The following is a 26,195-nucleotide window of genomic DNA, read 5'->3' as shown; positions in this document are numbered from 1 at the left end:
CATAAATTAGGTCGGAGGAGAAAAATAGAGTCTTTTCCCTCCCCCTTTAATGTGTACTCTAACGAATGATTTCAAGCTCTTCTATTGGAATATCTAACTTTTCTAGTTGAGGACGAAGCGAAGCCGCGTCGCCAACAACTATTATTTGATAATCATTCGGGTCAAACCATTTCTTAGATAGCTCGTTTAACGTCTCTTTTGAGACCGTTTCAACTATCTGATTACGTTGTTGCAGGTAATCTTCGTCAAGGCTCAGCGCAACAATATTACTTAACAACCCAGCCTTTTGACTTGGTGTTTCGTATTTAAGCGCATCTTGTTGACCGACGGCAAGGCGCATAAATTTCACCTCTTCGTCAGTTAATCCACTTTGACTAAATTCATTTAGCTCAGAGATAAACTCTTGAATCGATGGAACCGTCGCATTGGCTCTCACTTGAGCACTAAATACTACCGCACCAGTTTCACGTGTACTCGCGAAGTAACCGCTTGCACCATAAGTGTACGCTTTGTCTTCACGTAAGTTTTGGTTAATGCGGCTATTGAAGTTACCGGCTAAATTGAAGTTAGCCAACTGGCTCAAATACAACTCACCCGTCGCATCAAAAGGTAGACCTTTACGCACCAAACGAACAATACTTTGTGGCGCACCTGGTTTATCTACTAAATACAGATGTTGTCCTGAAAGCTCTTTGATGATCTGCGGACGCGTTAGTGGTGCCGCATCGCCTTGCCACTGTTCAAAGAATTGTAGCTGTTTCCCCACCTCTTTCTTCGAGATGTCTCCCACAACAACAATATTGGCACCTTCTGGTGTGTAATGTTGGCCATAGAATTTTTTCACATCATCTAAGGTCAGTTGCGATAGAGACGCTTTAGTACCATCGCTGGCTCGAGCAAAAATACTGTCACCAAATAGCACTTCACGGGTTGCTTGAGAAGCCATCCAGCTTGGTTGTTGATGCTGATAGACAACACCTTCAAGCATCTGCTTCTTCACGCGTTCAAAGTCTTGCTCATCAAACTTAGGCTCAAACAGAACCTCTTGTACGATCGCTAATGTTTGAGGCAGGTTTTTCTCTAGCGTTGAAACCGAGATATCCGTGGTATAACTTCCAGCGCTAATGCTGACACTGCTGCCAAGCTTATCTAAGGTCGCCTGTAACTCTTCAACCGTTCGTTTCGTCGAACCTTCTTCCATCATAGAAGCCGTTAAGTTCGCTAGGCCTTCTTGCCCTTTACGAACATAGCGTTCGCCTGCAGGCAGTTGAATTTGTAGCTGCACTGTCGGCGTTTCACTGGTCACGGTACCAATCAAGTCAGTGCCATTCGCAAAGTGCATGCGATAAAGCTCAGGCATGGTCGCTTCAACACCAAAGTTCACTTCTGGCATCACACTGCGATCAAATGTGTTGGGTGCTTTTCTGAAATCAAGCTGATCTTCAGTGACCTTAGCGTATTCAGGTAACGTGCGTTCTGGAGTGGTGAATGTAGCTTCACGAACCGCGAGATCGAGCTGCTTTTTAGGAACAACACTCAAGGTAACCTTATGCTTACCCTCGATGAAATCTTGGTATGCCTTGCTGACGCTTTCGGGTGTTACCGCTCGGATTTGATCGAGTTGCGATTCAATACGATCCGGTTGACCATAGAAGGTCTGATTCGAAGCCAGCTGTGAAACTTTCCCTTTGACACTTTGCAGAGCGAAAACCGCATCCGCTTCAGCCATACCGGTAATTTGGTCTAAGCGCTCTTGTTCAACACCCTCTTTAGAGAACTGCTCTAAGGTATCCATCAACTCTTTATTAAGAACCGTCAAATCCCCTTTTTTACCAGAGTCGCCCATCGCATAAACATACATGGTACAAGCCAATTCAGCACAATCATGGAATGAACCTGCACTCACCGCTTTTTGCGTCTTAACCAAGTTTTGATATAGGTAACTGTTGGTACCAGAACCTAAAACGTTAGACAGTGCATTTAACGAAGCTTGTGTTTCTTCACCACGATACGTCGTTGGCCAACCGACCAGTACCATCGGCTGACGAATATTATCTTTTAAGGTGATGTACTTGTCCTCAGTCAGCACTGCAGGTTGTTTCTCCGCGGCCTTAACTTCAGGGCCTTGAGGGATTGGACCAAAGTACTTATTAACCCACTCTAGTGTGTCATCAACATCGATATCACCACCAATAGTCAACACGGCATTATTTGGCCCATACCAGCGTAGGAAGAAGGCTTTAAGATCATTCACATCCACACGGTCTAAGTCTTCAACATAACCGATTGGTTGCCACGAGTATGGATGGCCTTCAGGGTAAAGGGCTTCACCCATGCGTTCCCACATCAAGCCGTAAGGACGGTTTTCGTAGCTTTGAGCTCGCTCGTTCTTAACCGTGCCTCTTTGAACTTCAAATTTCTTCTGAGAAACCGCATCCAACAAAAAGCCCATGCGGTCTGATTCCAGCCACAGCATTTTCTCAAGTTGGTTAGATGGAACGGTTTCAAAGTAGTTGGTGCGGTCACGGTTGGTGGTGCCGTTTAACGAGCCACCAGCCTCGGTAATGATCTTAAAGTGCTGTTGGTCACCGACGTTTTCAGAACCTTGGAACATCATGTGCTCAAAGAAGTGAGCAAAGCCTGACTTACCAATCTGCTCACGAGCAGAACCTACGTGATAAGTGACATCAACATGCACCAGTGGATCGGAATCATCAGGAGAAAGAATAACGGTCAAGCCATTTTCAAGCTGATATTTCGCATACGGAATCACGACTTTATCTTTAGAAGGCTTAACTTCTTCTAATAAGGTGACACCTTCAGGTAGCGAAGAAAAGAAGGGTGTTGAGCTAGGTACATTGTAAGAACAGCCAGCGATGGCGATAAGAGAAAATGTACCAAGTAAAACCTTTTTCATAGGTTCTCCTTAGAAAAAACCGAAGTAGATAGCAGCAAGTAAGCTGTAGCGAGCGGCTTTGCCAATCGCTATCAAAATAACGCTAGGGATAAATTTCATTCTCAGCCAACCGGCAGCCAGACACAAAGGATCACCAATGATGGGTAACCAACTGAATAACAGTGTCCAGTAACCATAACGGCTCAGCCAAGCCATAGCCTTATGACCATGCTTTTCAGATTGAGTTCGATTAGGCAACAACAAACCAATCCAATAGTTGGTCAGGCCGCCTAAGGTATTACCAAGTGTCGCCAGCAGAATGATCGATGATGTTGAAAACTGATCTAAGCTCAAGGCTGCCACAAGGCTCGCTTCTGAACCGCCGGGCAATAAAGTGGCACTCAAGAAGCCACTAATAAAGAGTACCCACAGCGCCGAGTCAGAGAACCACAGCGCTATGTTTTCAAACAGAGAATTAAAAAACTCTAGCACTGCATATCAACCTTCTTGCATTTTAAGTAGTACCTTGCCTCTGGTATGCCCAGTTTCAACCTGTAGATGAGCTGACTGCGCTTCGTCTAACTGGTAGATACCTTGAATTTCTGTTTTGAGCAATCCGACACTGACCATATACAGCATAGTGTCCATTTGCTCTGGGTTTGGCTCAACCAGCATACCTGATGCAGTAAAGCCTAATAATGTTGCTTTTTCGCAGATCAATTCAGCAGATAAAGTTGGGACTGTCACGACTCTTGCGCCATCTTTTAGACACTTCAATGCATCGAGAGCGGTATCGCCACCGACCAAATCAATCAGCACATCGACATCGGATACTCTTTCTGATGCTGGCGCAAACTTATAGTTAATCGCATGAGCGCCTAGCGTTGCTAAGTAATCAAGATTCGCTTCACTACAAGTTGTATAAACCTCGGCTTTCGCTGCCACGGCGATTTGAACCGCCAAATGACCAACGCCGCCAGCACCCGCCAAGATGAGTACGCGGTCGCCCTCTTTCACTTCAGCCTTGTTGAGTGCTTGTGCTGCCGTTTGGCTGGCTAGTGGTAATGCAGCTGCCGCTTCTAGAGTGACCGAATCAGGAACCATGCTTAATGCCGCTTCTGGAACACACACATATTGGCTGTAACCACCACCTTGCAATGGAAAGCCAATAAAGCCTGCCACGTTATCACCAACAGTAAAACGCTCTGCCTGTTCGCCTAGCGTGACAATTTGTCCTGAAATGTCGTAACCAGGCACCCAAGGAAGATTATCTTTGTTCTGTGCTGCGGCCCAACCAAGGCCAGCACGGGTTTTGACATCAATCGGATTAATGCCCGAAAAGGAAACTTTGACCAGCACTTCTCCCGCCTTTGGCTTAGGAATAATGTTGGTTTGAATACTTAGGTTTTCGACGCCGCCGAATTGAGTAATCGCAATCTGTTTGTTTTCCATTTCCACATTTCCTTGATTGATAAAAGCCCTAGTGAGCAAACACCCTAATTGATAAAAAAGAAAGGGATGCGAAAGCATCCCTTTGACTATAAACCATTTAATAAGGCGAAGTTAACCGCTCATTCGTAAATTGACGACCAATTAACGTAACGACACATGACCCAGCAGGTCATTAGCCCACGAGAGCCAATAGAATACCTGCGGCAACCGCACTACCAAGTACACCTGCCACGTTCGGGCCCATCGCATGCATCAACAAGAAGTTTTGAGGATTTGCCTCAAGACCAACCTTGTTTACAACACGAGCTGCCATAGGAACCGCTGATACTCCAGCTGCGCCAATCAATGGGTTGATGTCTTCTTTAGAGAAGCGATTAAGTAGCTTAGCCATTAATACACCACCCGCCGTACCGATACTGAACGCCACCGCACCTAAACCTAGAATACCCAGTGTCTCTAAGTTCAAGAACGTATCCGCTTGAAGCTTAGAACCAACACCTAGGCCTAGGAAAATAGTTACGACGTTAATCAGTTCGTTTTGAGCTGTTTTTGAAAGACGATCAACCACACCCGCTTCACGCATTAAGTTACCCAAGCAGAACATACCCACTAGAGGTGTTGCTGAAGGTAGGAACAGAATCGTCATCAGCAGTACAGCAAGCGGGAAAAGGATCTTCTCAGCTTTACCTACGTGACGTAACTGCGCCATTTTAATCTTGCGTTCTTCAGGCGTCGTTAGCGCTTTCATAATTGGCGGCTGAATAATAGGAACCAACGCCATGTAGCTATAAGCCGCAACCGCAATGGCACCTAATAGGTCAGGAGATAACTTACTCGCCAAGAAGATCGCGGTTGGGCCATCGGCACCACCAATAATCGCAATTGACGAAGCATCGGCCATTGAAAATTCCATTCCTGGAACATAGTTCAGCAAGATCGCACCAAATAGCGTTGCGAAGATACCAAACTGAGCCGCAGCCCCTAGCCATAACGTTTTAGGGTTAGCAATCAACGCACCGAAGTCCGTCATTGCACCAACACCCATAAAGATCAGCAGTGGGAAAATACCCGTTTCAATACCAATGTAGTAAACGTAGTAAAGCAAACCACCTGGATCAGTAAACCCAGCATTTGGAATGTTTGCTAATACGGCACCAAAACCAATCGGCAGTAGAAGTAACGGTTCAAATCCTTTGCGAATTGCCAAAAACAACAGTAAGCAACCGACCAACATCATACAGATCTGGCCGAACTCAAAGTTAGCAATACCTGTTTCAGACCATAAGGTCATCAATCCTTCCATGGGACTCCCTTACGCTAAGCTTAGTAGTGGAGCGCCTACAGTAACTGCATCGCCTTCTTTAACATTCAACTCTTGAACGATACCACCACGAGCAGCACGAACTTCCGTTTCCATCTTCATCGCTTCCAAGATCAGTAGTACATCACCTTCAGCCACTTCAGCGCCCGGCTGAACGATAACTTTGAAGATGTTGCCCGCTAACGGAGCTGGAACGGCTTCTGCATCAGAAGCCGCAGCTGGTGCTGCTTGAGCCGCTTGTGCTGGTTTCGCTGATGGAGATACCGATGTCAGTTCACCTTGAGGGCCAACTTCAACATCATAAACTTGACCATCAACCTTCACGCTGTAGCTTTCAATACCGCCAGCAGCAGGTTGTGGTGCTGCAGCAGGAGCTGCCGTTTCTGCAGTTGGTGCAGGTTCAAATGCTTCAGGGTTACGACGGTTCTTAAGGAACTTAAGGCCAACTTGTGGGAAGAGTGCGTATGTCAGCACATCATCAACGGTATCTTCAGCGAGTGAAATGCCATCTGATTTCGCTTTTTCTAAAAGGTCAGTCGTTAACGTATCCATTTCAGACTTAAGTAAATCAGCAGGACGACACGTGATTGGCTCAGCACCATCTAATACTTTCGCTTGCAGTTCAGCATCAACCTCAGCAGGAGCTTGACCGTATTCGCCTTTCAGTAGACCCGCAGTCTCTTTAGTGATGCTCTTATAACGCTCACCGGTTAAGACGTTGATAACTGCTTGAGTGCCGACGATTTGAGAAGTAGGTGTTACCAAAGGAATGTAACCCAGCTCTTTGCGTACGCGCGGGATCTCTTCAAGCACTTCGTCCATACGATCGGCTGCGCCTTGCTCTTTAAGCTGACCTTCCATGTTGGTTAACATGCCGCCAGGAACTTGAGCAATCAAGATGCGAGAATCGACACCTTTTAGCTGACCTTCCCATTTCGCGTACTTTTTACGTACGTCACGGAAGTAAGCCGCGATGGGTTCGATCTGATCAAGCTTAAGATTGGTGTCGCGCTCTGTGCCTTCCAACATAGCAACAACCGTTTCGGTTGGTGTATGGCCGTAAGTACAGCTCATAGAAGAGATTGCGGTGTCTAGAATATCAATGCCAGCTTCAACAGCTTTAACGGCTGTAGCGGTTGATAGACCCGTTGTCGCGTGGCTATGCAGCGCCAGAGGTACATCACAAGACGCTTTGATGCGAGTGATTAGCTCTTCCGCTTCATAAGGCTTTAATAAACCTGACATATCTTTGATACATAGTGAATGACAGCCTAGGTCTTCCAAGCGCTTAGCCAAATCAACCCACGTATCTGAGTTGTGTACTGGGCTGGTTGTATAAGACAACGTACCTTGAGCGTGGCCGCCAACATCAATCGTTGCTTTCACTGCCGTTTCAAAGTTACGAACATCATTCATCGCATCAAAAATACGGAATACGTCCATGCCGTTCTTGTGGGCACGTTCAACAAATTTTTCGACTACGTCATCCGCGTAGTGGCGGTAACCTAATAAATTTTGACCACGCAGTAGCATCTGCATTGGTGTGTTTGGCATCGCTTTTTTCAGCTCACGCAAACGCTCCCACGGATCTTCTCCAAGAAAACGGATACACGAATCAAACGTCGCGCCACCCCAAGTCTCTAAAGACCAGTAACCGACTTTATCTAGTTCTGCCGCAATAGGCAGCATATCTTCGATACGCATACGTGTAGCAAATAGTGACTGGTGCGCGTCACGAAGTACCACATCAGTGATAGCTAGTGGTTTAGACATGCTCATAAACTCCTTTTTAATCCTTTAAATGCTACTTAGCAGTAGACGCACGGTATTGGTGAACCGCGGCCGAAATTGCTGCCACTACCTGTGGACTAACAGCAGAAGGGTTTGATTGTGATTTTTTAATTTTTTTAGGTGCTGCGATCGGTTCAGGTACTTCTTCTGGTACCAGTTTTGACATCAACCGAACGAGGTAAACTAGAATAGTTAGGAAAATAAAGACAACGGACATTCCCGTTATCATTAGAGTTGCTGCATCTCCTAGCAGGCTTCCAATATTAGTCATGTTGCTTCCTTTCTTCGTCATCCTGACATAGGTGCAGGATTTCAGCGAATAGTGATCCCGACCCATGGATTATCTCGATTGGTAAAAGTTTGTCAATTTTGTTTAAGGTTCTGTTACGGATAACGCACACATAAGGTTAATTATTCGCCTATCAGATCACATAAATCTGTCAAATGAGTCATTTTTAGATATTTAAACTGTGACTTAAACGGGGCTTTTCTGGGAAATGATATGAGAAAGGTGGAATAACAAAGAAGCAACCAAGAATTACTTTAAATACAACAAGTTAAAAACACCTTAAATTTAACATTGTTGCAACAAATTTATAGCAGACATAAAAAAAGCCTCGTAAAAACGAGGCTTTCTCTAATAATGTGGTGCGCCCTGGAGGATTCGAACCTCCGACCGCCTGGTTCGTAGCCAGGTACTCTATCCAGCTGAGCTAAGGGCGCAACGGTTTCGATATTGAGCATAAAGTTAAAACTAAACATTCAATATCAGGATTAATAAAAACCCTAAATAGTGGTGCGCCCTGGAGGATTCGAACCTCCGACCGCCTGGTTCGTAGCCAGGTACTCTATCCAGCTGAGCTAAGGGCGCACGGTATCTTCAAGTGAAGAAGTTGTGAAATATATCACATTCTTGTTTCTACGAAACAAAAAAAAGGCCATAGGCCTGTAATGAATGGCGGTGAGGGAGGGATTCGAACCCTCGATGCGGCTACAAACCACATACTCCCTTAGCAGGGGAGCGCCTTCGGCCACTCGGCCACCTCACCTAATTCATTATTCTTATCCATTACTTCTTAACAAAGTAATCTAAAGAATGGTGCGCCCTGGAGGATTCGAACCTCCGACCGCCTGGTTCGTAGCCAGGTACTCTATCCAGCTGAGCTAAGGGCGCACATTGTTACTTCTGTGTTTGCTTGCAAATTCAAACGTGCAAGAAATGGCGGTGAGGGAGGGATTCGAACCCTCGATGCGGCTACAAACCACATACTCCCTTAGCAGGGGAGCGCCTTCGGCCTCTCGGCCACCTCACCGTCTTGCGGAGGCACATATTACGTTTTACCGAAAATATGTCAAACACTTTATTGAAAAAAACCGGACAAAAACATTCAACCGTTTGCAATTTAATCAAAGCGCTTGCAAATTGAACTTATAACATCCAATTAGCGCTTTTTCCCTTAAAAATTAAGGTGAAAGATTGGCAATAATTAACAGCGGAAAACAATTATCTAACTTATCTCGCAGTAAGTGTCACTGCTGTTTGCACCATACTACGGGATGCTCTATTTCACCATAGGGTAAGTCATTAAAACTTGAACTATGGCAAACAAATATCACGATGCCTCAATAAGAGTTAACTCAGGCGCGTAACTTTTCGATATCAAGCATTCAGCCTAGCATCTAGAACTAAGCCAGTTATTGAACTAACCAATCACTAACTTGTGATTTTTCTCTCCCAAGATCAAAAAAGGCTAGCAACAATGCTAGCCCCTCTTCTACGCAAAAGTATTAGTAGTTGCCAGATGCAACGTTACCATTACCTTTTTCAGCTTGAATGCGCATGTAGATCTCTTCACGGTGAACAGATACTTCTTTAGGTGCGTTAACACCAATACGTACTTGGTTACCTTTAACGCCTAGTACAGTAACTGTTACTTCATCACCAATCATCAGTGTTTCGCCAACACGGCGAGTCAAAATTAGCATTCTTTGCTCCTTGAGTAATCTCTAAATTTATCTAGCTACGAGAGCATTATCCAACAAAAGTTATATTTTCGTAAACTATCGATTGAGTTTATTTAACCAAAATGCACTTCTTTTTTAAGATAACCCTGTGTTTCACGCGCTACGATGTATGCATTGTGTAATATGTTAGCAGCCATATCGACTTGCGTTGGTGATATCACCAAAGTTAAAGACTGCTGCTGCAATAAGTGATGTTGTACATCAATTTCGCCTTCAGACAACAATCCATGTGAACTGACCACAATTTCTTGTGTTCGGCTTCCTACCACAGTTAACAAACTAACATATTCACTATTACGGATTTTTTCAGCAAAAACTAGTTTTAATTTAGCACTTATGTCCGGTTTGATAATGAGCGCTGCCCGTTCTGTTTCCTCGATCACACTACAGACTTCGATCCCTAACAACTGACAATGCGACATGAGAGACGGTAAATCTTGATTCAAACACTCGATGCGAACCATATCTCTTTCAATGGCTATCCCAGCAATATCATTCAAACAGTCATTACCCGCGATAAGAGTTCCCTCGCCTTCTTCAAAGCTCGAAAGCACTCTCAATGGTACATTGTGTCGCCACGCATGCTGAACACATGGAAGGTGCAAAACCTTAGCGCCTCTGCGAGCCATTTCTTCCATAGAAGGAAAGTCTAAGGTATCTAATTTCTTAGATTGCTTAACGACTCTAGGGTCGCAGGAATATACGCCATCAACATCGGTATAAATCTGACACTCTTTCGCTTGCAGCGCGCCCGCTAATGCAACGGCCGTGGTATCTGAACCACCTCGCCCTAAGGTTGTGATATCACCTTTCGTGTTAACGCCTTGAAAACCTGCAACAATGACAATCTGATCATCATCTAACAGCGCTTTAATAGGAGCGGTATCAATACGCTCAATCGTCGCATTATTATGATTAGAATCGGTGTGTATCTTGGCTTGATAGCCGGTCATCGATGTCGCTTCATAACCCAACTTGTGCAACGTCATCGCTAACAAAGCCATGGAAACTTGTTCTCCGGCCGTTAACAGCACATCCAACTCTCTAGCGTTTGGTACGCTATCAACTTGTGAAGCTAAGTTAACTAACCGATTTGTTTCACCTGACATAGCAGAAACGACAACCAGGATCTGGTTCCCTTCATTTTTCGCTTCAATGATTTTTTCTGCTACATGGTGGATTCGTTCAATTGAACCCACCGACGTTCCACCAAATTTCTGCACGATAAGAGGCATTTTCACCCTTCCTCACCTTCCCAAGACCAATGTCTATATATGACAAAAAAACACATACTCCGCGTCATGGCGAAGCAATAAAAAATTAACCAAGGAGTCTAACGTTACCATTAGCCTTCTTGGTTAATCTCAATCAAACCTTTTTCAGACGTTCTTCCATTAGGCAAAATAAAAGATGCCCAATCAGTTGATTGGGCATCTTTGTATCAATTACTTAAGCTTAAAGACGCTCTTCTAGCCAAATACGTACTGATTTAAGCGCTTCAGGTAGTGCTTCAACGTCTGTACCACCCGCTTGAGCCATATCTGGACGACCGCCGCCTTTACCGCCAACTTGCTCAGCAACCATCTTAACGAGGTCACCGGCTTTTACTTTGCCGATAAGGTCTTTAGTTACGCCAGCAATTAAGCCAACTTTACCGTCTGCTACGTTCGCAATCAGGATGATGCCGCTACCCACTTGGTTTTTAGCATTATCAACCATAGTACGTAGGTTCTTGTTGTCTGCGCCTTCAATCGCAGCAACCAGAACTTTAGTACCAGAGATGTCTTCCACTTTACCCATGATGTTTGCGCCTTCAGCTGCAGCCATCTTTTCTTTAAGTAGTTGGATTTCTTTCTCTAGCGATTTCGCTTTCTTAGCCGATTCAGCCAATTTCTCTTCGTAAGCGTTATTCTGAGCATCAACTGCATCTAGAGCAGCTTCACCCGTTACCGCTTCAATACGACGAATACCCGCAGCGATACCACCTTCAGAAGTAATCTTGAATAGACCGATATCACCCGTGTTGCTCGCATGGATACCACCACAAAGCTCAGTAGAGAAATCGCCCATAGACAGAACGCGAACTTCATCATCGTACTTCTCGCCAAACAGTGCCATCGCACCTTTTTCTTTCGCTGACTCGATGTCCATGATGTTCGTTTCAATCACATGATTCTTACGAACTTGTGCGTTAACTAGACGCTCTACTTCTTTAATCTGTGCTGGTGTTACCGCTTCAAGGTTAGAGAAGTCAAAACGTAGGTTGTCTGGCTTAACTAAAGAACCTTTCTGAGCAACGTGCTCACCTAGCACTTCGCGCAATGCAGAGTGAAGTAAGTGAGTTGCAGAGTGATTCAGTGAGATAGCAGCACGACGCTCAGCATCAACGCGTGCTTCTACTTTATCGCCTTGAGCAAATACGCCTTCAACGAGCTCGCCGTGGTGTGCAAATGCATTACCTAGCTTCTGAGTGTCTTGTACTTTGAATAGACCCGACGCAGTGCTTAGCGTACCCGCGTCACCACATTGACCGCCTGATTCAGCGTAGAATGGTGTCTCTTCAAGGATGATGATTGCTTTGTCGCCAGCCGATAGTGAAGATACTTCTTCGCCGTCAACGAATAACGCAGAAATTTCACCCGCACCTTCAGTACCTGTGTAACCACAGAACTCAGTGTTCGTGTCTACTTTGATCGTTGCGTTGTAATCAGTACCGAACTGACCCGCTTCACGTGCACGCTTACGCTGTGCTTCCATCGCCTTCTCAAAGCCTTCTTCATCGATAGTAAAGTCGCGTTCACGAGCTACATCGTTAGTAAGGTCAGCTGGGAAGCCGTATGTATCGTAAAGTTTGAAGACTGTTTCACCGTCAAGCTCTTTGCCTTCAAGTGCGTCTAATGCGTCGTTAAGGATAACCATGCCACGCTCTAGCGTGCGACCAAAGTTCTCTTCTTCGATGCGAAGTACTTTTTCAACAAGCTCTTGCTGTTTCTTAAGCTCTTCAGCCGCAGAACCCATCACTTCAGCCAGTACACCCACAAGTTTGTGGAAGAACACGCCTTGTGCACCAATCTTGTTACCGTGACGAACTGCACGACGAATAATACGACGTAGAACGTAGCCACGACCTTCGTTTGAAGGCATTACGCCATCAGCGATTAGGAATGAACAAGAACGGATGTGGTCAGCAATAACGCGCAGAGATTGGTTAGATAGGTCGTCGTGGCCCACCACTTCTGCTGTCGCTTTGATTAGCTTTTGGAATACATCAATTTCGTAGTTAGAGTGAACGCCCTGCATGATTGCAGAGATACGCTCAATACCCATACCAGTATCTACAGCTGGCTTAGGTAGCGGTTCCATAGTGCCGTCAGCGTGACGGTTGAACTGCATGAATACGTTGTTCCAAATCTCGATGAAACGGTCACCATCTTCTTCAGGTGTACCAGGACGGCCGCCCCAGATGTGCTCACCGTGATCGTAGAAGATTTCAGTACATGGACCACAAGGACCTGTGTCACCCATTGTCCAGAAGTTATCAGATTCAAACTTCTTGCCGCCTTCTTTGTCGCCGATGCGAACAATCTTGTCAGCTGGGATGCCCACTTTCTTGTTCCAGATTTCGAATGCTTCGTCATCTGTCTCGTAAACCGTTACTAACAGGCGCTCTTTTGGCAAACCTAGTGTTTCAGTCAGGAATTCCCAAGCAAACCCAATCGCTTCTTCTTTGAAGTAATCGCCAAAGCTGAAGTTACCTAGCATTTCGAAGAATGTGTGGTGGCGAGCCGTGAAACCTACGTTTTCAAGGTCATTGTGTTTACCACCCGCACGTACACAACGCTGAGCCGTAGTTGCTCGAGTGTAGGCACGTTTTTCGGCGCCTAAGAAGCAATCTTTGAATTGGTTCATACCTGCGTTAGTAAATAGCAGGGTTGGATCGTTATGTGGAACTAACGATGAACTGTCTACGATTTGGTGTTCTTTGCTCTCAAAGAACTTAAGGAACGCGTTGCGAACCTCATCAGTGCTCATGTACATGCAGCTCTTCCTGAAAATAGTCGAGTTAGAATTTTGCCGTATTGTAGATCATGGTTAAGGCTTCGACTAGTTTTCTTGTAGAAAAGACACCCTTGGGCAGGATTTTAGTTGGAATTCGATAAAATGAAGAATATTCCACTAGCTCAGGCAGAGAACATACAAAGAAAATGGATGAGACAGGAAGAGAGTTGTTCTTAAAGACTAAGGTACACGGAGGGTAAATAACTGCAGTTAACGCTTAGTACAAATGTGATTGAACTGTTCACTATTGCTGGAGGAATACAAGTAAAGAAAATCACCGTCCAGCTCAATGTCATATTGGATAGTAAACCCTTTATACAAAGACTGATTACGATTAATCATGTCATCAGGGTGTTTATGTCTGAAGTTCACTTCATTGAAAACCATCTCTAGGTGGTTATCATTCAGCGTATATTTCCCCACAAATACAACTTCAGCCGTTTCAACTGCGCCCTGTTGATTCAGGGTTTGAATTCTATCGCTGACAAAAAAATCTTCATCAGAGCTAAATGAATACAGCATAAATTCATTTAATTCGGAGTATTGCGCATACGATGGGGTGACAAATCCCATTTGCTTGAAATTACACGCCCACTGACTCCCTCGTAAAGCAATTGGAGGCGTGAGCAACACGATGGCGAGAATAATCGCCCCTATCGTTGAAACCGTAACAAAAATGGCTAACTTTACTTTTATCAAGGAAGAACACCGATATCTAATTCAACAATCCAGTTCAATAATCCAACTCACTCGTTGGACATTGTTCTACAAATAACTGAATTATAAGCGTAGACCGAATTGAGCTTGGATCCTAAAAAACGAAATCAACTTGTTATCGTTATGCGTAAAATAATGAAACCTTGGTGCCCAAAATTCACCAAGGTTTCAAATCATCATTAAGCCTTTAAAGCTTCAATGATAGCGCTGTAGTTTGGCTCTTCAGTCACTTCAGCAACCAATTCACTGTGTACAACAACATTGTTTGCATCCAGCAAAATAATTGCGCGAGCTGACAAACCAGACAGAGCATGCTCTTCAAATTGAGTACCAAATGCTTTTAATAGCTCAGGGTTCTTAAATACTGATAGCTGCTCAACGCCTGTCACTGCTTCTTTCTCTTGGAAACGAGCAAGTGCGAATGGCAGGTCTGTTGAAACCGTGTAGATATCTACAGAATCTGATTTCAGTTCCGATAATTCAGAGATCGCCTTAGTACTGCTTGAGCATACTGGCGTATCAACACTTGGGAACAAGTAAATCAGTTTAAACTCAGCCGTTTTGTCTGAGATGGTTAACGGAGCTAGCGATACTGTAGTCATCGAAGGTGTTGTCAGTACTTCGCCCTTTTGTGGGAAATCACCCGCTAGTGCAATCTTGTCGCCTAAAAATGTCACTGTGTTCATTATTTCTTCCTTTCAATGTAATTATAATATTGCCGATCTAGCTGACTGTGTTGCCTTTATCTAAAGACATTCAAATCAAACATGAACATCTTTAATTTATATTTCACTTAGAGATTGAACCTCAAGAATCAGCGCAAATGTCTGACAATCTTCAAATCCAACGCTTAGACAATCTCAATTACTTTTCTAATTGAAGTTAGGATAGGAACGGCATCATCAAAACCAACAGAAAGTGAAAAATCGATCTCTTCATCGATATATTGCTGTGCAACCTTTACTAAGGTCACCTTATCGCCTTGCTCAAGGCTTTTATCAGTGTCGGTAAAAATCTTTATTAAAGACTTAACGACATCCAATTGAAAAGACTCAACGGAGGTCACTTCTTTATACTCTTCCAGCAGGGTCTTCACTGATTCCGAGTTTTTCTGTTTAATTTCGGGCATCCTATTTACCTATAAAACAACGATTAGTAATCGAGCTATCATCAAAACTCGAGGCGGCATAACGTTAGCAACCACCTTTGGCTTTCGCTACAAACCATTGCCAAATAAAAATATAACCAGATAACTAAATGTAATTTTTATATAACCAATGACGTTTTACAGTTACAGACTGGCCTCCTATGCTTAAAGTACCGCCCGCAAAATCCAACATGAAAACGTCATACAAACCCATGAATCACAAAAGCAATATCACTGACCAAATCGTTATCAATAATAAAATGAGGACGATCACACAGACGCTATCTGATACCACGATCAGCATGCGCCCATTGCCGTTTAAGGTGCTTGTATATCTGTTAGAGCACCAAGGTCAGTGCATATCTCGAGAGGAATTATTTGAAGAGTGTTGGCAGGGTGTATTAGTAACCGACCAGTCCCTGACCAACACCATTAGTTACATTAGAAAGGTCATCAAAAATTTAAACACTGATGAGTTAAAGCTCAAAACAATAAGCAAGAAAGGGTACTCACTTTCAGTCACCCAAAATAAGCAACCTCAAGCATCAAGTGCCCCTCAAACTGAAAACCGAGATGTGTTAGAAGCAATGCCTGAGAACGATATTTTAGGTGATGCATTAGGAGTTGGGGTTGAAGTAGAAGTAGAGAAAAGTGCCTATCACCTACAACAGCCAATCAACGAAGAACAAGTCAACCCAAGGTTCCCTCATCAATTTGCGATAAGTTTATGCGCTCTATGGTTTGGCATCATTCTGGTCGCCTATTACTTTATCCACTACAACAATGAACAAGCGCCATTCCTCAATAAAGAGAACTACCAACCCTATCAATTCGGCAGTGCGACGCTTTATCTCAGTGACGATTCACAGAAGGTATCTTCAACAGAAATGAAGGCCTATATAAATGGATTGGAACTGGCACAATGCAATGTGAAAAGTATCTACATTCGAGTGAGTAATTCAGCATACAGAGACAACATTGCTTCGATGTATGCCTTTGTCTTTACCAACAATAGAAAAAGCCAAAACATATTTAAGCAGAAGCTAGATAACATCAATATCTCTCACTCCATCATTACACCGTTACTGAACTCTTTTTACTGTAAGGGTAAGCCTCAAAAGTGATTAGAGAAGTGAAATCGCACGATACAACTCAAGGCTAAATCAGCCCCAACAAAAAGCCCCACATAAAATATGCGAGGCTTTCTACTCTTTCAAAACGAATGTTTCTTTAAAACACCCGTTCTATAAACGTTAGCTTATAGCTCTTCGTTTTCTTCTTCTTTCTCTGCGCCTTTCTCTTCAAGAACAGCAGGAGTCAGTAGCAATTCACGAAGCTTAGTGTCAAGTTCCAGAGCGATCTCTGGGTTTTCACGTAGGTGCTTACAAGAGTTCGATTTACCTTGGCCGATCTTATCGCCTTTGTAGCTGTACCAAGCGCCCGCTTTCTCTACTAGCTTATTCTTAACACCTAAATCGATAAGCTCACCTTCGCGGTTGAAGCCTTTTCCGTAAAGGATTTGAGTTTCAGCTTGTTTGAATGGTGCAGCAATCTTGTTCTTAACAACCTTGATACGAGTCTCGTTACCAACAACTTCATCACCATCTTTGATTGCACCAGTACGGCGAATATCAAGACGAACAGATGCGTAGAACTTAAGTGCATTACCACCTGTTGTTGTTTCTGGGTTACCGAACATTACACCAATTTTCATACGAATTTGGTTAATGAAGATAGCCATACAGTTAGACTGCTTAAGGTTACCTGTTAGCTTACGCATTGCTTGAGAAAGCATACGTGCTTGAAGACCCATGTGGCTATCGCCCATTTCGCCTTCGATCTCAGCTTTAGGTGTTAGTGCAGCAACCGAGTCAATAACAAGAACATCGATAGCACCTGAACGAGCCAGTGCATCACAAATTTCTAGAGCTTGTTCACCTGTATCTGGTTGAGACACAAGCAAAGCGTCGATATCAACACCCAGCTTTTGAGCGTAGATAGGGTCAAGTGCGTGTTCCGCATCAACGAATGCACACGTTTTGCCCACTTTTTGCGCTGCAGCAATAAGCTCAAGCGTTAGCGTTGTTTTACCTGATGATTCTGGACCGTAAACTTCAACGATACGTCCCATCGGTAAGCCACCAGCACCTAGTGCGATATCTAGAGATAGAGAGCCTGTAGAAATAGTTTCTACGTCCATTGTACGGTTATCACCAAGACGCATGATCGAACCTTTACCAAATTGCTTTTCAATCTGACCAAGGGCTGCGGCTAACGCTTTTTGTTTATTCTCGTCCATTTCTATCTCCACATAATCGGTTGTCTCAACAAGCGACTTAGAATCTATTTCTAACCCACAAAGGGGTGACTAATTGGCTTTTATTATACTGTTGATTCATACAGTGTCTATACCTGTATGAAAATAATTTGTACAAATGTTACTTGTCTTCCATTGATAGGTAATCATAAATAACTTGCAGGGCATGGTGCGTGGCTTGTTGACGTACTTGTGATCTATCGCCTGTAAATACATGCGTTCCTACTTTGTTCCATCCATTTGTAGCCTTCCAAGCAAAACACACGGTTCCTACCGGTTTATCTTCCGTGCCACCACCTGGGCCAGCAATGCCGCTGATCGATACAGAAATCGTGCCGTTTGAATGTTGCAGCGCCCCTTGAGCCATTTCTATAACCACCGGCTCACTCACGGCACCAAATTCAACTAAGGTTTCAAGCTGAACACCAATCATCTCTTGTTTTGCTTCATTACTGTAGGTCACGAAAGCACGGTCAAACCAAGCCGAGCTACCCGCAATATCGGTGACCGCGCTAGCAACGCCACCGCCAGTGCAAGATTCAGCCGTCACTAATACATGTTTATGTTTCGCAAGTAAGTGTCCGAGTTTTTCACTAAGAGCTTGAGTCGTCTGCATCTTTGGCTTCCCTTATCTAGATGTATATCATTTGGATTTGCATCTTTTCGCATGTGTCGCTTTTCGCACGAAACGCTTTCACGTATCCTAAGCCGCAATAGAAATAAACGAAAGAAGTTAACTGTGAAAGCCGATCAAAAACATACTCCTATGATGCAGCAGTACCTAAAACTAAAAGCAGAAAATCCAGAAATTTTGCTGTTCTACCGCATGGGAGATTTCTACGAGCTTTTCTACGATGATGCTAAAAAAGCCTCTCAACTCCTCGATATTTCGCTAACCAAGCGTGGCTCTTCAAACGGTGAGCCTATTCCTATGGCTGGCGTTCCATACCACGCCGTTGAAGGTTACCTTGCGAAGTTAGTGCAGTTGGGCGAGTCCGTAGCGATTTGTGAACAGATTGGTAATCCAGCAACTTCAAAGGGACCGGTTGATCGCGCTGTCGTAAGAATTGTGACACCGGGAACTGTAACGGATGAAGCATTGCTTTCTGAGCGTGTTGATAACCTGATTGCCTCTATTTATCACCACAATGGTAAATTTGGCTACGCGACGCTTGATATTACTTCTGGCCGATTCCAGCTATGTGAGCCGGAAACCGAAGAAGCAATGGCGGCAGAGCTACAAAGAACATCACCACGTGAACTACTATTCCCTGAAGATTTCGAACCCGTAAATTTGATGGCAAGTCGTAATGGTAATCGCCGTCGCCCAGTATGGGAATTTGAATTAGATACAGCGAAGCAGCAACTCAATCAACAATTTGGTACTCGTGACCTAGTTGGCTTTGGCGTTGAAACAGCCAAGCTTGGTTTATGTGCTGCGGGTTGTCTGATTCAATACGTAAAAGACACTCAACGTACCGCTCTTCCTCATATCCGTTCACTCACAATGGATAAACAAGATCACTCAGTGATCCTTGATGCGGCTACTCGCCGTAATTTGGAGATCACCCAAAATCTTAGTGGCGGCACAGACAACACCTTAGCCGAAGTACTCGATCATACTGCGACTGCAATGGGCAGCCGCATGCTTAAGCGTTGGTTACATCAACCCATGCGTAATATTTCAGCTCTTGATCAACGCCTAGATGCGATTGGTGAGATGAAAGAGCTGGCTCTGTTTACTGAGTTACAACCAACGCTCAAACAGATTGGTGATATCGAGCGTATTCTTGCTCGATTGGCACTTCGTTCTGCTCGTCCACGTGATATGGCACGACTTCGCCAAGCAATGGAATACTTACCAGAGCTTGCTGAAACGCTGACGCAACTTAAGCACCCATACCTGACTCAGCTTGCTCAGTATGCATCCCCTGTGGATGAAGTATCAGAACTGCTTGAGCGTGCGATAAAAGAGAACCCACCGGTGGTGATCCGCGATGGTGGCGTGATAGCTGAAGGCTACAACGCAGAACTTGATGAATGGCGCGACCTTGCTGCGGGTGCAACCGAGTTTCTGGATAAGCTTGAGCAAGAAGAGCGTGAACGTCACGGTATCGACACGCTTAAAGTTGGCTACAACAACGTACACGGTTTCTTCATTCAAGTTAGCCGCGGACAAAGCCATCTTGTGCCACCACACTATGTTCGCCGTCAAACACTGAAAAATGCAGAACGCTACATTATTCCAGAGCTGAAAGAGCACGAGGACAGAGTTCTCAGCTCTAAATCGAAAGCCCTAGCTATCGAGAAGAAGTTATGGGAAGAGCTGTTTGATTTGTTACTGCCTTATCTAGAGCGACTACAAAACATTGCTTCTTCAGTGTCTCAACTGGATGTTCTACAAAACTTAGCTGAACGTGCAGACACCCTTGATTACTGTCGTCCAACCATGACAGAGTCTGCTGGTGTACAAATTCAGGCGGGCCGTCACCCAGTAGTTGAACAAGTGATGGACGAACCGTTTATTGCGAACCCTATCGACCTCAATGATCAACGTAAGATGCTGATCATCACGGGTCCAAACATGGGTGGTAAGTCGACCTACATGCGTCAGACCGCACTCATTGCGCTAATGGCTCATATCGGTTGCTATGTGCCAGCAGAAAGCGCGACGATTGGTTCTATCGACCGTATCTTTACGCGTATTGGCGCATCCGATGATTTGGCTTCGGGTCGTTCAACCTTCATGGTTGAGATGACAGAAACCGCGAATATTCTGCACAACGCAACACCAAATAGCCTTGTGTTAATGGATGAAATCGGTCGTGGTACCAGTACTTACGATGGCCTGTCTTTGGCTTGGGCAAGTGCGGAATGGCTAGCCAATCAAATAAATGCGATGACACTATTTGCAACGCACTACTTTGAGTTAACTGAGCTACCGAACCAAATTCCAACCTTAGCGAACGTACATTTAGATGCGGTTGAACATGGCGACAGTATTGCCTTTATGCACGCGGTTCAAGAAGGTGCAGCAAGTAAATCTTACGGCCTTGCAGTTGCTGGATTGGCAGGTGTACCTAAAGCGGTGATCAAAAACGCACGTGCGAAGCTGACTCAGCTAGAAGCATTGAGTATCGACTCTCCGACATCAAAGCCAAGTGGCGTTGATATCGCGAACCAGCTGAGCCTGATACCTGAACCAAGTGAAGTAGAACAAGCACTGGCGAATGTTGATCCAGATGATCTGACACCTCGCCAAGCATTAGAAGAACTCTACCGCTTGAAGAAGTTGCTTTAGTCTCTTTCCAAGTAGGTTGTTATTGTCGTTTTGTACTGGCGCTTGAGCCGGCAGCATCAAATACAAAAGCCACAAACAAAAAAACGCTGACTTAAAGTCAGCGTTTTTATTTGTCTTTTATTCAAAGAAACATCATCAGTTCATTTAGTCATTTTCTACGTTGAACAGATTTTCCATATTCAAGCCTTGCTTGATTAGAATCTCACGTAAACGACGAAGACCTTCAACTTGGATTTGGCGAACACGTTCACGAGTCAGGCTGATTTCACGGCCTACCTCTTCTAGTGTTGATGGTTCATAGCCAAGTAATCCAAAGCGACGCGCAAGCACCTCTTTCTGCTTAGGATTCAGCTCATCAAGCCAGAAAATCAACGAGTTTTTAATATCGCTATCTTGAGTTGAAACCTCAGGATCTGAGTTATTGATGTCCGGAATAATATCCAGTAGCGCTTTCTCACCATCACCACCGATAGGCGTATCAACGGAGCTCACTCTTTCGTTCAGACGAAGCATCTTACTCACATCACCGACTGGCTTATCTAGCTTAGAAGCAATTTCTTCTGCCGTTGGTTCGTGGTCAAGTTTTTGTGATAACTCTCGTGCCGTACGCAGGTAGATGTTCAGCTCTTTCACAACATGAATTGGCAAACGGATGGTGCGAGTCTGATTCATTAGCGCACGTTCAATGGTTTGACGAATCCACCATGTCGCGTAAGTTGAGAAGCGGAAGCCACGCTCTGGATCAAACTTCTCTACGGCGCGAATCAAACCTAGGTTGCCTTCTTCAATAAGATCGAGAAGTGCAAGACCACGGTTGCTATAACGACGAGAAATTTTTACCACCAAACGCAGGTTACTTTCGATCATGCGTTTACGTGCTGCTTCATCACCGCGTAGAGCTCGACGTGCATAAAGCACTTCTTCTTCAGCGGTTAATAGTGGTGAGAAACCGATTTCGCCTAAGTAGAGTTGAGTAGCATCTAAACTCTTAGATGTAACTTCAGTCTCTTCTTTCGTTTCGGCTTTCTTTTTGACTGTTCGTTTTGCTTTTCCAAGAGCTTCCGGTTCCGTGGTTGCTTGGTTAAGATCGAACTCTTCTTTGGTTACTGCATTGCTTATACTCATAACGCCTCCCCCTGGCGAAATTAGCATGACATTACAACTTCATATGTCGCTAAATGACTGTGTCACTCCATACAATACGTAATTTTGCATACTGTATTTAAGGTAAATATCGTTTTGGATTAACGGATTTACCTTGGTAACGAATCTCAAAGTGCAGCCTAACACTGCTGGCTCCAGAGCTTCCCATTGTTGCAATCTTCTGCCCTGGTTTCACACTTTGCCCTTCAGATACTAATAGTCGGTCGTTATGCGCGTATGCACTTAAGTAATTATCATTGTGCTTCACAATCACTAGATTGCCGTAGCCTCGTAGTGCATTACCCGAATAAACAACCGTTCCCCCTGCAGTAGATACTATTGGCTGACCTCGCTGTCCTGCTATGTCTATGCCTTTATTTCCTTGTTCGCCTACAGAGAAATTCTTGATTACTCTCCCTTTAGTTGGCCATAACCATTTGGATACTTTATCACTTGTTGGTTTGGTGGACGGTGTAACATTCTGTTTACCTTTAGACCCAACATACTCCTTTGATTTGGATTGTTCAACCTTCTTTGGTGGATCTTTTTTCACCGGTTTGGCGGAAGTTTGCGCCGGCTTAGAATTAGAGTTTTTACTCTTTACTGGCGTGCTTTTAGGCTTACTGCTCGCAGACGCAGTCGTGGCCGCGGCTGCAGGAGCAACCACAGCTGCTGCAACGACTGTTGATTTACCATACGCTGGCGCGCTATAGCTAGGACGCCATAACTTAAGCTTCTGTCCGGGATGAATAGTGTAAGGTGCTGCGAGGTTGTTATAACTCACAAGGTCTTTAACGTCTTTATTGGTGACATAAGCAATGAAATAAAGGGTATCGCCTTTTTTGACTTCATAGTAACTGCCACGATAACTACCACGATCGATCGATGAGTAATTTTTGTTTAGGCTAGAAACTGGCGCAGGCGAGTTAGCCGCACACCCAACAAGTGCACAGCTAAGTAACAAAGTACTTCCTTTAAAAACCTTCGAACGCATCGACTCTCTATCCACCTACACCATTAGTCTTGTTATTAAGCTAGCTCACCAGGAACAAGAGGTACAAACCTTACCATTTCAATCACGCTGGATAAGAACTCATCACCATGACGAACAATTTTCAGCAACTGTTGCTCATCATCACCAACAGGAATCAACAAGCGACCACCATCTTTTAACTGCTGCAGGAGTGCTTGAGGGATCGACTCCGCTGCTGCTGTTACAATAATGGCATCAAAAGGCGCCTTTGCTGCCCAGCCTTGCCAACCATCACCATGCTTGGTTGATATGTTGTAGAAATCGAGCTGTTTGAGACGACGTTTAGCATCCCATTGCAATGATTTAATTCTTTCAACCGAATAAACATGATCGACCAGTTGAGCCAAGACCGCTGTTTGATAGCCAGAACCCGTGCCGATTTCTAAAACACGGCTATTTTGCTGTAATTCTAGCAACTCTGTCATCTTAGCGACAATGTACGGCTGAGAAATCGTCTGGCCCTGTCCGATAGGAAGCGCATTATTATCATAGGCTTGATGATACATCGCCTGTGATAAAAAGCTCTCTCTAGGCAGTTGATAAATAGCATCAAGAACCTTTTGCTCCTGAATACCATTTTCAATCAGAAAAGTAACTAAGCGCTCTGCTTGGGGATTACTCACTTACTTCTCCCCTAACCATGCTGTCATCGCACCTAGCGACTCATGCGCTGTCAGGTCAACTTGTAACGGTGTTACCGACACAAAGCCATGCTCAATAGCGTAAAAGTCGGTACCTTCACCGGCATCTTGTTCTTTACCTGGAGGACCAAGCCAATAAATATCATGACCACGTGGATCTTTTTGCTTAATCATATCTTCAGCATGATGACGAGCACCTAGGCGAGTCACCTGAGTGCCAGACAACTGATCTAAAGCTAAATCAGGGATATTGACGTTTAACAGGCGATTGGTTGGGATTGGGTTTGCTAAATGTTGTTCGACGATACGACGAGCAATGGCCGCCGCTGTCTTAAAATGTTTTTTACCCACCAGAGAAAACGCCACCGATTGAACGCCTAAAAAGTGCCCTTCCATGGCTGCTGCCACAGTGCCTGAATAAAGCACATCATCACCTAGGTTAGCACCGTGATTAATACCCGTTAATACCAGATCGGGCATATCATTTTTTAGCAGTTCATTTAACGCAAAGTGTACACAGTCGGTCGGTGTTCCTTGTACCGAATATGTATCTTCGGTAATTTCTTGAACACGTAAAGGCTGTTCTAAAGTTAATGAATTTGAAGCACCCGAGCGATTACGGTCAGGTGCCACAATGATAATTTCAGCAAGATCACGTAATTCATTGGCCAGCTCATGAATACCTTGAGCATGCACACCATCATCGTTGCTGAGTAAAATCTTCATCTTGTATCCTTTCTTTTGTTCCAATGCCAAGTCACTTAATTTCCGATATCAAGTGACTTCGCTCCAAGCAGAATCGTTATTGCTCGTAGCTTCTCTCTACGTGAACTTCTTCAACCAATTCACGAACAATAGCGGTTGCGAAACAACCTGCATCGAGAGAGAACTTAAGAGTGACATTATCTTCGTTCACTTCCCAAGTTAACCCCATCGGCTTCAACGAAGCTTCACGGCGATCATGGCGCATACGGTTACCACAAATAAGCGCCATTAGATCCGGTTCAGCATCAAGGTGTTTCTGCTCTAGAGCTTGAGACACATCAGTCGTCGGTAACGCATTATCTCCAGCCAAAGCAACGGTAATAAACGCAGAACCGTTCGCGATATCTTGATTTACCGTATCGATATTATCTGCCGTCACAGCTAATTGAGCGCCGTCTTTAACGACGATATCGCCAACCAATGCCGACGCAAACGCATCTTGCTCAATACGGTCAGAAAGGATTAAGTTGTAGATCCAAGAACGAGCAGCAGAGAGGTACAAGCTGCGCTTATTTTGATTACGCGTGCGAACGTTTTCACGACCCCAACGACGAGCTTCAGATAAGTTGTTACCTTCATTACCGAAGCGCTGAGCACCGAAGTAATTTGGCACGCCTACCTGAGCAACTTTTTCTAAACGCTTTACCACATCATCGCAGTCCGTTACTTCAGACAAAGTCAGTTCAAATTGGTTGCCAATTAAATCGCCTGGACGCAACTTTTTGTTGTGACGCGCTGTCGCCAAGATCTCAATGCTTGGGTATTGTGCGAGAAAAGCAGAAAAGTCAGGCTCACCTTTTGGTAGATGCACGCTCAACCACTGTTCTGTCACAGCATGACGGTCTTTCAAACCAGCCCAGCTCACGTCTTTCGACTTAACACCACACGCTTTAGCCAGCTCGTTTGCTACGAAGCTCGTGTTCTCACCAGTTTTACGAATACGCACCATTAGGTGCTCGCCTTCACCAGTAAACTCAAAACCCAAGTCTTCATTAACGACAAAGTGTTCGGCTTTTGCTTTTAGTTTTGCTTTCGCAGTTGGTTTACCGTTTAGGTAAGCCAATGAAGATAAAATATCTGACATGCTGTTCTTTTCGTGTTGGTGCTTACGCACTTTTAGTAATTAGGACCACCGCTTCACATGCGATGCCCTCTTTGCGACCTGTAAAACCTAAACGCTCAGTAGTCGTGGCTTTTACATTCACATTGCTAATGCTTGTTTCTAAATCTTGAGCAATGGCTTGACACATAGAGTCTATATGAGGAGCCATCTTTGGAGCTTGCGCCATGATAGTAATATCAGCATTACCAATCACATAACCTTGCTCTTTTACTCGACGGTAAACATCTTTAAGTAATTCGCGGCTATCTGCGCCTTTCCATTCATCATCCGTATCAGGGAAATGACGACCAATATCACCCGCTGCAATTGAACCCAGTAAAGCATCACACAATGCGTGCAGGGCAACATCACCGTCTGAGTGTGCGATAAGACCTTGTTCATAAGGGACGCTCACGCCACCAATAATTACCGGGCCTGCACCACCAAATTTGTGTACATCAAAGCCATGGCCAATACGAATCATC

At 44.5% G+C, this 26,195-nt stretch carries 22 protein-coding genes and 5 tRNA genes; 2 read left to right on the top strand and 25 right to left on the bottom strand.

Annotated elements, in window-relative coordinates:
- Nucleotides 1–58 precede the first annotated feature (58 nt).
- The 17 genes from OW495_RS18695 to OW495_RS18615 all read right to left on the bottom strand — a co-directional run bounded on the left by OW495_RS18695 (nucleotide 59) and on the right by OW495_RS18615 (nucleotide 15,390).
- Nucleotides 59–2,917 (bottom strand): pitrilysin family protein, encoded by a 2,859-nt coding sequence (locus tag OW495_RS18695; protein ID WP_099165219.1) that lies wholly within the window; start codon nucleotides 2,915–2,917, stop codon nucleotides 59–61.
- Nucleotides 2,918–2,926: 9 nt separating this feature from the next.
- The gene (locus OW495_RS18690) at nucleotides 2,927–3,388 is read right to left on the bottom strand and encodes a YqaA family protein (RefSeq protein WP_289887731.1); all 462 of its coding nucleotides are present in this window, start codon (nucleotides 3,386–3,388) and stop codon (nucleotides 2,927–2,929) included.
- Nucleotides 3,389–3,394: 6 nt separating this feature from the next.
- On the bottom strand, nucleotides 3,395–4,348 hold the full coding sequence (locus tag OW495_RS18685; RefSeq protein WP_076672278.1) for an NADP-dependent oxidoreductase: 954 nt from the start codon (nucleotides 4,346–4,348) through the stop codon (nucleotides 3,395–3,397).
- Nucleotides 4,349–4,520: 172 nt separating this feature from the next.
- The gene (locus tag OW495_RS18680; protein WP_004735495.1) at nucleotides 4,521–5,651 is read right to left on the bottom strand and encodes a sodium ion-translocating decarboxylase subunit beta; all 1,131 of its coding nucleotides are present in this window, start codon (nucleotides 5,649–5,651) and stop codon (nucleotides 4,521–4,523) included.
- 9 nt (nucleotides 5,652–5,660) lie between these two features.
- Complete coding sequence (oadA, locus tag OW495_RS18675; RefSeq protein WP_289887728.1) at nucleotides 5,661–7,442, bottom strand: sodium-extruding oxaloacetate decarboxylase subunit alpha; 1,782 nt, start codon at nucleotides 7,440–7,442, stop codon at nucleotides 5,661–5,663.
- 31 nt (nucleotides 7,443–7,473) lie between these two features.
- The gene (locus OW495_RS18670) at nucleotides 7,474–7,731 is read right to left on the bottom strand and encodes an oxaloacetate decarboxylase subunit gamma (protein ID WP_010435831.1); all 258 of its coding nucleotides are present in this window, start codon (nucleotides 7,729–7,731) and stop codon (nucleotides 7,474–7,476) included.
- Nucleotides 7,732–8,106: 375 nt separating this feature from the next.
- Nucleotides 8,107–8,183 (bottom strand) — tRNA-Arg (locus OW495_RS18665).
- 71 nt (nucleotides 8,184–8,254) lie between these two features.
- Nucleotides 8,255–8,331 (bottom strand) — tRNA-Arg (locus tag OW495_RS18660).
- Between the two features lie 85 nt (nucleotides 8,332–8,416).
- Nucleotides 8,417–8,509 (bottom strand) — tRNA-Ser (locus tag OW495_RS18655).
- Nucleotides 8,510–8,557: 48 nt separating this feature from the next.
- Nucleotides 8,558–8,634 (bottom strand) — tRNA-Arg (locus OW495_RS18650).
- 46 nt (nucleotides 8,635–8,680) lie between these two features.
- Nucleotides 8,681–8,773: transfer RNA gene (locus OW495_RS18645), tRNA-Ser, on the bottom strand.
- A 475-nt stretch (nucleotides 8,774–9,248) separates the two neighbouring features.
- Nucleotides 9,249–9,446 (bottom strand): carbon storage regulator CsrA, encoded by a 198-nt coding sequence (csrA, locus tag OW495_RS18640; protein ID WP_004415691.1) that lies wholly within the window; start codon nucleotides 9,444–9,446, stop codon nucleotides 9,249–9,251.
- Between the two features lie 92 nt (nucleotides 9,447–9,538).
- Complete coding sequence (locus tag OW495_RS18635; RefSeq protein WP_289887742.1) at nucleotides 9,539–10,720, bottom strand: aspartate kinase; 1,182 nt, start codon at nucleotides 10,718–10,720, stop codon at nucleotides 9,539–9,541.
- Between the two features lie 220 nt (nucleotides 10,721–10,940).
- Nucleotides 10,941–13,523, bottom strand: a complete 2,583-nt coding sequence (gene alaS / locus OW495_RS18630; protein ID WP_289887726.1) for an alanine--tRNA ligase — start codon at nucleotides 13,521–13,523, stop codon at nucleotides 10,941–10,943.
- A gap of 231 nt (nucleotides 13,524–13,754) precedes the next feature.
- Nucleotides 13,755–14,243, bottom strand: a complete 489-nt coding sequence (locus tag OW495_RS18625; RefSeq protein ID WP_289887725.1) for a hypothetical protein — start codon at nucleotides 14,241–14,243, stop codon at nucleotides 13,755–13,757.
- A 197-nt stretch (nucleotides 14,244–14,440) separates the two neighbouring features.
- Complete coding sequence (tpx, locus tag OW495_RS18620) at nucleotides 14,441–14,947, bottom strand: thiol peroxidase (protein WP_017108702.1); 507 nt, start codon at nucleotides 14,945–14,947, stop codon at nucleotides 14,441–14,443.
- 164 nt (nucleotides 14,948–15,111) lie between these two features.
- A complete protein-coding gene (locus tag OW495_RS18615) occupies nucleotides 15,112–15,390 on the bottom strand; it encodes a hypothetical protein (protein ID WP_017108701.1) in 279 nt (92 codons plus the stop codon).
- A gap of 230 nt (nucleotides 15,391–15,620) precedes the next feature.
- Between OW495_RS18615 and OW495_RS18610 the strand changes: the two genes are divergently transcribed.
- The gene (locus tag OW495_RS18610) at nucleotides 15,621–16,532 is read left to right on the top strand and encodes a winged helix-turn-helix domain-containing protein (RefSeq protein ID WP_289887722.1); all 912 of its coding nucleotides are present in this window, start codon (nucleotides 15,621–15,623) and stop codon (nucleotides 16,530–16,532) included.
- 134 nt (nucleotides 16,533–16,666) lie between these two features.
- On the opposite strand, the gene recA is transcribed toward OW495_RS18610, so the two are convergent.
- Both recA and pncC read right to left on the bottom strand, forming a co-directional pair.
- On the bottom strand, nucleotides 16,667–17,707 hold the full coding sequence (gene recA, locus OW495_RS18605; RefSeq protein ID WP_029223240.1) for a recombinase RecA: 1,041 nt from the start codon (nucleotides 17,705–17,707) through the stop codon (nucleotides 16,667–16,669).
- 139 nt (nucleotides 17,708–17,846) lie between these two features.
- Nucleotides 17,847–18,341, bottom strand: coding sequence for a nicotinamide-nucleotide amidase (gene pncC / locus OW495_RS18600; RefSeq protein WP_102312490.1), 495 nt, complete (start codon nucleotides 18,339–18,341; stop codon nucleotides 17,847–17,849).
- Nucleotides 18,342–18,464: 123 nt separating this feature from the next.
- On the opposite strand from pncC, the gene mutS reads away from it, so the two are divergent.
- Nucleotides 18,465–21,026, top strand: coding sequence for a DNA mismatch repair protein MutS (gene mutS, locus OW495_RS18595; protein WP_289887718.1), 2,562 nt, complete (start codon nucleotides 18,465–18,467; stop codon nucleotides 21,024–21,026).
- A 144-nt stretch (nucleotides 21,027–21,170) separates the two neighbouring features.
- Here the strand turns inward: mutS and rpoS are convergent, their stop codons facing one another.
- The 6 genes from rpoS to ispF all read right to left on the bottom strand — a co-directional run bounded on the left by rpoS (nucleotide 21,171) and on the right by ispF (nucleotide 26,194).
- Entirely contained in the window at nucleotides 21,171–22,151 is a 981-nt protein-coding gene (rpoS, locus tag OW495_RS18590; protein ID WP_029223238.1) for an RNA polymerase sigma factor RpoS, read from the bottom strand.
- 97 nt (nucleotides 22,152–22,248) lie between these two features.
- The gene (gene nlpD / locus OW495_RS18585) at nucleotides 22,249–23,163 is read right to left on the bottom strand and encodes a murein hydrolase activator NlpD (RefSeq protein WP_029223237.1); all 915 of its coding nucleotides are present in this window, start codon (nucleotides 23,161–23,163) and stop codon (nucleotides 22,249–22,251) included.
- Between the two features lie 35 nt (nucleotides 23,164–23,198).
- A complete protein-coding gene (locus tag OW495_RS18580) occupies nucleotides 23,199–23,825 on the bottom strand; it encodes a protein-L-isoaspartate(D-aspartate) O-methyltransferase (RefSeq protein WP_289887716.1) in 627 nt (208 codons plus the stop codon).
- Entirely contained in the window at nucleotides 23,826–24,569 is a 744-nt protein-coding gene (gene surE / locus OW495_RS18575; protein WP_289887715.1) for a 5'/3'-nucleotidase SurE, read from the bottom strand.
- Between the two features lie 76 nt (nucleotides 24,570–24,645).
- Complete coding sequence (truD, locus tag OW495_RS18570) at nucleotides 24,646–25,692, bottom strand: tRNA pseudouridine(13) synthase TruD (protein WP_289887713.1); 1,047 nt, start codon at nucleotides 25,690–25,692, stop codon at nucleotides 24,646–24,648.
- 22 nt (nucleotides 25,693–25,714) lie between these two features.
- Nucleotides 25,715–26,194, bottom strand: coding sequence for a 2-C-methyl-D-erythritol 2,4-cyclodiphosphate synthase (gene ispF, locus OW495_RS18565; protein ID WP_289887740.1), 480 nt, complete (start codon nucleotides 26,192–26,194; stop codon nucleotides 25,715–25,717).
- Nucleotide 26,195: the final 1 nt, after the last annotated feature.

Source organism: Vibrio sp. 14N.309.X.WAT.E.F5 (assembly GCF_030397615.1).
Lineage (GTDB): Bacteria > Pseudomonadota > Gammaproteobacteria > Enterobacterales > Vibrionaceae > Vibrio > Vibrio lentus.
The sequence above is the reverse complement of the archived record's forward strand: the minus strand, read 5'-3'. Positions and strand labels throughout refer to the sequence as shown.

What these genes read in the sequence shown, in the direction of transcription:
- OW495_RS18695 (WP_099165219.1), bottom strand. Translation starts at nt 2,917, where the DNA reads ATGAAAAAGGTTTTACTTGGTACATTTTCTCTTATCGCCATCGCTGGC.
- OW495_RS18685 (WP_076672278.1), bottom strand. Translation starts at nt 4,348, where the DNA reads ATGGAAAACAAACAGATTGCGATTACTCAATTCGGCGGCGTCGAAAAC.
- OW495_RS18680 (WP_004735495.1), bottom strand. Translation starts at nt 5,651, where the DNA reads ATGGAAGGATTGATGACCTTATGGTCTGAAACAGGTATTGCTAACTTT.
- oadA (WP_289887728.1), bottom strand. Translation starts at nt 7,442, where the DNA reads ATGTCTAAACCACTAGCTATCACTGATGTGGTACTTCGTGACGCGCAC.
- OW495_RS18670 (WP_010435831.1), bottom strand. Translation starts at nt 7,731, where the DNA reads ATGACTAATATTGGAAGCCTGCTAGGAGATGCAGCAACTCTAATGATA.
- csrA (WP_004415691.1), bottom strand. Translation starts at nt 9,446, where the DNA reads ATGCTAATTTTGACTCGCCGTGTTGGCGAAACACTGATGATTGGTGAT.
- OW495_RS18635 (WP_289887742.1), bottom strand. Translation starts at nt 10,720, where the DNA reads ATGCCTCTTATCGTGCAGAAATTTGGTGGAACGTCGGTGGGTTCAATT.
- alaS (WP_289887726.1), bottom strand. Translation starts at nt 13,523, where the DNA reads ATGTACATGAGCACTGATGAGGTTCGCAACGCGTTCCTTAAGTTCTTT.
- tpx (WP_017108702.1), bottom strand. Translation starts at nt 14,947, where the DNA reads ATGAACACAGTGACATTTTTAGGCGACAAGATTGCACTAGCGGGTGAT.
- OW495_RS18615 (WP_017108701.1), bottom strand. Translation starts at nt 15,390, where the DNA reads ATGCCCGAAATTAAACAGAAAAACTCGGAATCAGTGAAGACCCTGCTG.
- OW495_RS18610 (WP_289887722.1), top strand. Translation starts at nt 15,621, where the DNA reads ATGAATCACAAAAGCAATATCACTGACCAAATCGTTATCAATAATAAA.
- recA (WP_029223240.1), bottom strand. Translation starts at nt 17,707, where the DNA reads ATGGACGAGAATAAACAAAAAGCGTTAGCCGCAGCCCTTGGTCAGATT.
- pncC (WP_102312490.1), bottom strand. Translation starts at nt 18,341, where the DNA reads ATGCAGACGACTCAAGCTCTTAGTGAAAAACTCGGACACTTACTTGCG.
- rpoS (WP_029223238.1), bottom strand. Translation starts at nt 22,151, where the DNA reads ATGAGTATAAGCAATGCAGTAACCAAAGAAGAGTTCGATCTTAACCAA.
- nlpD (WP_029223237.1), bottom strand. Translation starts at nt 23,163, where the DNA reads ATGCGTTCGAAGGTTTTTAAAGGAAGTACTTTGTTACTTAGCTGTGCA.
- surE (WP_289887715.1), bottom strand. Translation starts at nt 24,569, where the DNA reads ATGAAGATTTTACTCAGCAACGATGATGGTGTGCATGCTCAAGGTATT.
- truD (WP_289887713.1), bottom strand. Translation starts at nt 25,692, where the DNA reads ATGTCAGATATTTTATCTTCATTGGCTTACCTAAACGGTAAACCAACT.
- ispF (WP_289887740.1), bottom strand. Translation starts at nt 26,194, where the DNA reads ATGATTCGTATTGGCCATGGCTTTGATGTACACAAATTTGGTGGTGCA.